This window comes from uncultured Corynebacterium sp., from assembly GCF_902489365.1.
Classification (GTDB): Bacteria; Actinomycetota; Actinomycetes; order Mycobacteriales; family Mycobacteriaceae; genus Corynebacterium.
Genome location: NZ_CABTZR010000106.1, coordinates 1 through 6,119 on the forward strand (window position 1 = coordinate 1; position 6,119 = coordinate 6,119).

The following is a 6,119-nucleotide window of genomic DNA, read 5'->3' on the forward strand; positions in this document are numbered from 1 at the left end:
GTTGAGCTTGCGCTCGACGCGGGAGGAACGCGACGTAAAGGTCATCCCGGTGATGCCGAGGGTGAGGGTGTTGGTCATGGTGTTTAGGCCAATTCGTAGCCGGCTTCGGCGACGGCGGCGGCGACTTGGTCGTCGCTAAAGCCCTCCCCGGTCACGATGACTGCGCCGGTGGTGTGGTCGGCAGTAACGTCGGTGACGCCACTGATCTCTGAGATCTCTTCCTTGACGGAAAGCTCGCAGTGGCCACAGGTCATGCCGGTAACGGTGTAGGTTGTGGTGCTCATGGTGATGAATCCTTCTCTTTTCTTAGCGGTTAATGCTACTGCCAAGAATATACCCCCCTGGGGTATATGTGCAAGGAATAATCGAGTCTTGTGTACCGTTGAGGGTTGATAGAACCGACAAATATCCCCGAGACTGATAGGAAAAGACATGGCAACGATTGACATCACTGAGGACACGTTCCAGGAGACCATCTCCGGCGAGGGCATCACGCTCGTCGATGCCTGGGCGGAATGGTGCGGCCCGTGCAAGCGCTTCGGCCCAGTCTTTGAGAAGGCATCTGAAGAGCACCCCGATGCCACGTTTGCCAAGCTGGATACCGAGGCAAACCAGGAGCTATCCGCGAAGCTGCAGATTCAGTCCATCCCCACCTTGATGGTGTTCCGCGACGGCATCCTAGTCTTCCGCGAGGCTGGCGCCCTGCCGCCGGCGGCACTGGAGGATCTCATTGGCCAGGTTAAGGCCCTCGACATGGACGAAGTCCGCGCCCAGGTGGAGAGCCAGCAGGCGGAATAGTCCCGAAGAATCCTCCTTGGCGCGAAGGGCCAAGTACGCTCGCCGCGCGCGCTTTCCTGTGAGTATCGCTACACTCGCAGGAAAGCGTCTTTTTATATAGGGCACCAATAAGAGCTGCATTAACTACTGTTGCAGGAACTACAAAGGAGTGAGCGCGATGGCAAATCCATTTAGCAAAGGCTGGAAGTACGTGATGGCTTCTTTCGATCAGAAAATCGATGAGAATGCTGACCCCAAGGTCCAGATCCAGCAGGCCGTGGAAGGTGCGAAGAAGCAGCATCGCGAGATTTCCGAACACGCGGCGGAGATTATTGGACGCAAAACCCAGTTGGAAATGCAGCTCAATCGCTTGGTGAAGACCCAGCAGGATTATCAGGATCAGACCCGCCGAGCGCTGGAGTTGGCTGATGCCTCTGAGGATCCGCAGAAGGCCGCCGAGTACAACCAGGCAGCTGAGGTCGTAGCGAGCCAGCTGGTCGCCGTGGAAAACGAGCTGGCTAACCTGAAAACGCAGCACGAGGCGGCTACCCAGGCTGCTGAGCAGGCGAAGGCCCAGCAGCAGCAGTCGGAGGCCCGTCTGAAGGAGCAGCTGGCACAAGTCGACCAGTTGCTGTCCCAGGCAGATCAGGCAGCGATGCAGGAGAAGAATGCCGAGGCTTTGAACTCGATGAACGAGCTCAAGCCGGATGATTCCACGCCGACGTTGGACTCGGTGCGCGCCAAGATTGAGAAGCGCTACGCGGATGCGCTCGGCGCTCAGGAGCTGCACCAGGCGGCCGGCGGCAGCCGGATTCAGGAGATTTCGGCCGCGGGCCATGATATGGCCGCCACGTCCCGCCTGGATGAGATTCGCGCCGAGATGGCCAAGAATAAGGAGATCGAAGGTTCCCCCTTCGACAGCGACCAAGCGCTTGAGGCCGGCGCCGAAGCTGATGCTAGTGATGTCAACGCCGAATCGGACACCGCCGAGGACAAGCAGTAGCCACTGCGAAGCACACCACTGCACAGAAAAGGGACCTTTTAGAGAGAGCCGCGCAGCGAGCGCGGCCGGGGTGTTTCAGCACCCCGCGCTCTCCAAGGTCCCTTTCGGCGGTTTAGCTATCTTGGCGGCGGATATTGATGAGCACGCCGCGGATGCCCGAGTGGAAGCCATCGCGCAGGTTGACGCGCTGGGTTTCGGTGAGCGTGTATTCGTGCAGCGTTTCGCAGGCGAACTGCAGCAGCGGGCGATCGATCTCCGGGGGCAGGCCGCCGCCGGAGAGCAAATGGGCCTGATCGCGCTGGTCGGCGCTCGCGGCGTTTTCGAACCACCACGAGGCATATTGTTGCCCCACGTCAAAGGGGGACTGGAAGCCTGCGGAGCTCCACACCTCTTCGGGGAGGGGAACATACTTCGACCGCAGCTTGCGGCGCGGCGCCATCATCGAAGGTTTGGGTGCAGCTGGTTTGGGGGTTGGCTTCGAGCTGTCGGGGGCCGCATCCGCTTCCGCGCCCGCAGGCTCCTGCGAGTCGATGCTGGGTGCGGAAGTCTGCTCGCCGGAGGGGAGAGGCTCCTCTTCCTTGCGGGAGGTATCGGGTGTGGCTGATTCGGGATGAGAGGCAGTTGCGGCAACGTCCGTCGCGGCGGCAGAAGGGGTGGCGGGGCCAGGCTTTGGTGCAGAGGGGAAGGCAGCTTGTGCCTCGGTAGGTTCGTCGCACTCCTCTGCGTGCTCGTCGGTGGCAACGGCTTCGCCCTCGCTGCCGTCCTCGGAGTGCTGGGGCTCGCGAATGGTCGGCGGCAGTGGCCCTTCGAGGACCTCGAGCTCCATTGCGTCGGCGAAGTCTTCTCGCGGATCCAGGATGGTGGTGGAGTCGCACGCATGGCGCAACGCCGAGGACATCGAATCCCAGCCAAAGCCATAGAGGTGCACACGCACGCCGTTGTTCACGGCTTCTTGGACACCGGGAATCATGTCGGCATCGCCGGAGACCAAGACAAAGTCTGTGACTTGGCCCTTCATGGCAGAGACGATCATGTCGGCGACAAGGCGGGTGTCCACGGCTTTTTGTGTGCGGCGCTCGCCCCACTCGATGAGCTGGCCGGTGCGTAGCTGGACGCCGTCGCAGACGCGCAGTGCGCGTTGGTAGCGGTGGGGGCCGGTATCGGGGATTCCGTCATACCAGTATTGGCGGTGAACGCGGTTGCCCACCTGGTTTTCAATCATCGAACCGAGGGAGCTGACCACTTCGGGTAAATCAATCTCTAGCTGGGCACGGGCGCCCGTCTCCCAGGAGTTATAGAAACTGGCGAGTAGATATGACGTGTCAACGAAGACAAGTGTTCGTTCAAGCATGGCTCCTAAATTCCGTTCTATTTCTTCTAACTAATTTTCTTAGGTCACTTCTGTGAGATCTTCCAGCCTAGGGCCGGTGTAGTCCAGTGTGCCCCATTAGTCACAAAACGTCGATAACCTTGAGGAAATTCCCAGGTAATAAACGTGTTTGCCGCAAGTCTTGCGGAGGTTACGGAGCAGGTTATATGGTTAGTTACATGAGTAACCAACCAACTAGGGGGACTGCATGGATAACTCCGCGCAGCCACTCTTTCGTCAGATAGCGGTACTCATCGAGGACGCCATCATTGAGGGCACTCTCGCCGAGGGCGCCCAGGCACCGTCCACGAATGAGCTCGCCGCCTTCCACAGCATCAACCCCGCCACCGCCCGCAAGGGCCTGACCCTCCTCGTGGATCTCGGAATCCTCGAAAAACGCCGAGGTATCGGCATGTTCGTTACCTCTGGTGCCGCAGACCTTATCCGGGCGCGGCGTCGCCAAGACTTTGCGGCTGAATACGCAGCCCCGCTTATCGACGAAGCCGTGCACCTGGGCTATACCCGCCAGCAACTCCATGACCTCATCGACCTTGTTGCAGAAAGTCGAGGACTCTACTCATGATTTCTACCCCGCACTTCACCTTCGACGACGGCCTCACTCACGGCCTCGTCGGCCCCAACGGCATTGGCAAGACCACCCTGCTGCGCAAAATTGCCGGGCAATTGGGTGGCTCCGGCATCACGGTCGATGGCGACAAGCCCTATGACAATGCAAAGGTGCTCAACAAGGTTGTGCTTATGGGTATCGACAACCCCTTGCCCGAAGGCTGGAACGTGAAGAAGGTCTTCACGGTATCCAGCCTGCGCTGGCCCACCTGGAACAAGGAGCGCGCCGAGGAATTGGTGGAGCGTTTCGAGCTACCGGTGAAGAACTACTCGGGGCTTTCCCGTGGACAGAAGTCGGCGGCGAGCTTCATCGTTGCGGTGGCCTCGGGGGTGCCATACATGCTTCTCGACGAACCCTATCTCGGCCTCGACGCCGCCAAGCGGGAGGTGTTCTACGACGTCTTGCGTGAAGAGCACGGCCGCACCATTATTGTCTCCACCCATCACCTCAACGAGTTGTCCGGTTTGCTCGATACTGTGGCCCTGATGGGGGAGAGCCCGATCTCCGGACCCATCGATGAGTTCATTGAGGGCGTCGTCCAGCTCACCGGCTCTGCCGAAGCCCTTGATCGCGCGCTGGGGCGCCTGCAGCTTCCGGTCCTTGAGCGCGAAACCTCAGCCGTGGCAGACCGCGCGCTTGTCGACGCCCGCCCCAACCACACCACCAACGTCTTCGACATGGCCCAGGAGATGGGGCTTCGCGCCGCCGAGGTATCCCTCGAACAGGCAGTGTTGGCATTGGGGGAGGCATGATGAAGCTCTATAGACATATGACGCTGAGCTGGAACAGCTTCTTTTTTGCCTTGTGGATTGTTGTCCTTCCGGTGCTGGGAATGGACCGGGGGCAAGGGTGGGCCATTGGTTACTCACTCTTTATGGTCCTTATGGTCTACCTTTCGCAGCCTGATTTCACGCGTTATCTGACCTTTGGGTTGAGCACCCGGGTGTGGAATGGGCACCGGCGAATCAATGCTTCCCTGACGCTTGTGCTCATTCTTGTTAGCGCGCCCTTCGCCTTTCCGTGGTGGACTCTCATCGCGCCAACGGCAGCATGGATATTCTGCATGGCCAAGCGCGTCGAGCCATCGCGCATGACCGCGAGCTCCCTCATCGTAGGTAGCGATGGTGATTCGTCGACGGGGTGGTTCTCCGCATCCCCGGTTTCCCAGATTGTGTTGCGCCCTCAAGTTCGCGCGTGGATGTGGACTGCGATCGGTGTAGCCATCGCAACAGCGATAGCCATCGTGGTGAGCAAGCTATGGGATAAGGGCGTGGGCATCGCAGGTACGATAGTCGCTTTGATTGTCCTGCCGTTAGTCGCCGATTCAGTCCGTAGTTCGCTGAAGGATGCGGTTACTTTCGGGGTGCCGCGCACTCGATGGGCCAGGGTCACGCTCCTGTGTACAGCTTTTCCAGTCGGGATGGCATTTGTGGTCGACCTGCTCACCGTGGCATGGACTGGTCGCTTTCCCGGATATTCCATCGTCGTGCTTGCCACGGTGGTTGTGCTGCTGAGCTTTACTGTGACAGATAAAAGCACGTGGATTTACACGACAGCGTTCACCGCGCTCGTAGCCGCCGTGCTTATTACTTCGCTCATTGCATCTTCGGTCACCGTGGTGTGGGGGATGGCTGGGATGGTGCTTCTCTATGCCGCGTGGGCCGCTTCCTTCCCACGGATGGCGAAGAAGGTGAATGTCTTTAGCCCGGGCCTGATGGGCTGGTTTGGTGTCCGCTAGAAACCGTTCATAACGCGGCCTTAAAGGCACGCTTTAGCGCACTTGTAAGTGGGCGAAAACATGCCATGACGTGGATATTTGTGTTTCTTTGAGGCCGTGTGTAACTTTATATGAGTCAGCGCGACCGACAGCGCCCCACAGGAACTGAGGTTCTTGGAGAGAGGCGGTAGGAAAACAGGCCCTGACAACAAATATTTTCTTTACTCGCAGTACTGCGTTTCATCTAAGGTGAACCGTATGGCTGTGTGGTGACGATGTCTGAGAACTCAATAGTGTGCCAATGTACTTTTTGTGTTGGTTGATTTTTATTGTTCTGGCCGTGTTGTGCCGTATGTATGGCACGGTTGGTGTATGCCGGATGGCGCTTTTCTTTCAAGCGGCGTCATTGTAAATAACATAAGTTGTTTGGGCGTATTGATTTAAATCTTCTGACTAGGCCAGCCTCCTTGTATCCCCGTCGGGTTGGGGGTTGGTTTTTGGATTTTTTCTTTATGTAATTTTTGGATAGCCAGTTCAGGCCTTTTTGGTCTGTGGTGGTTTGTCTGTTTGTTAGGTTTGGGCTTTTCACGGCCTTTTTTGTGGAGAGTTTGATCCTGGCTCAGGA

The 6,119-nt window shown here is 58.2% G+C and carries 8 protein-coding genes; 5 read left to right on the forward strand and 3 right to left on the reverse strand.

Annotation, left to right across the window (positions count from 1 at the left end):
* Window positions 1-83: 83 nt before the first annotated feature.
* Window positions 84-284: a heavy-metal-associated domain-containing protein gene (locus RDN59_RS10985; protein WP_308607875.1), complete on the reverse strand. Its 201-nt coding sequence runs from the start codon at window positions 282-284 to the stop codon at window positions 84-86.
* Window positions 285-432: 148 nt separating this feature from the next.
* Between RDN59_RS10985 and trxA the strand changes: the two genes are divergently transcribed.
* On the forward strand, window positions 433-798 hold the full coding sequence (trxA, locus tag RDN59_RS10990; RefSeq protein ID WP_308607876.1) for a thioredoxin: 366 nt from the start codon (window positions 433-435) through the stop codon (window positions 796-798).
* 157 nt (window positions 799-955) lie between these two features.
* Complete coding sequence (locus RDN59_RS10995; protein WP_308607877.1) at window positions 956-1,780, forward strand: PspA/IM30 family protein; 825 nt, start codon at window positions 956-958, stop codon at window positions 1,778-1,780.
* A gap of 112 nt (window positions 1,781-1,892) precedes the next feature.
* Here the strand turns inward: RDN59_RS10995 and RDN59_RS11000 are convergent, their stop codons facing one another.
* Complete coding sequence (locus RDN59_RS11000) at window positions 1,893-3,131, reverse strand: NYN domain-containing protein (RefSeq protein ID WP_308607878.1); 1,239 nt, start codon at window positions 3,129-3,131, stop codon at window positions 1,893-1,895.
* Between the two features lie 226 nt (window positions 3,132-3,357).
* Here RDN59_RS11000 and RDN59_RS11005 point away from each other — a divergent pair, with 226 nt between their 5' ends.
* From RDN59_RS11005 to RDN59_RS11015, 3 genes are read left to right on the forward strand one after another with little or no spacing between them, the layout of a single operon-like run.
* Window positions 3,358-3,732 carry a GntR family transcriptional regulator gene (locus tag RDN59_RS11005; protein ID WP_010187877.1) on the forward strand — a complete coding sequence of 125 codons (375 nt, stop codon included), beginning with the start codon at window positions 3,358-3,360 and terminating at the stop codon, window positions 3,730-3,732.
* Window positions 3,729-4,529, forward strand: coding sequence for an ATP-binding cassette domain-containing protein (locus RDN59_RS11010; RefSeq protein WP_308607879.1), 801 nt, complete (start codon window positions 3,729-3,731; stop codon window positions 4,527-4,529). Before RDN59_RS11005 ends, RDN59_RS11010 begins: the two co-directional genes overlap by 4 nt.
* Window positions 4,526-5,515 (forward strand): hypothetical protein, encoded by a 990-nt coding sequence (locus RDN59_RS11015; protein ID WP_308607880.1) that lies wholly within the window; start codon window positions 4,526-4,528, stop codon window positions 5,513-5,515. Before RDN59_RS11010 ends, RDN59_RS11015 begins: the two co-directional genes overlap by 4 nt.
* A 419-nt stretch (window positions 5,516-5,934) precedes the next feature.
* Here the strand turns inward: RDN59_RS11015 and RDN59_RS11020 are convergent.
* Window positions 5,935-6,119: hypothetical protein (locus RDN59_RS11020; protein ID WP_308607881.1), on the reverse strand; the 185-nt coding region annotated here is incomplete at its 5' end.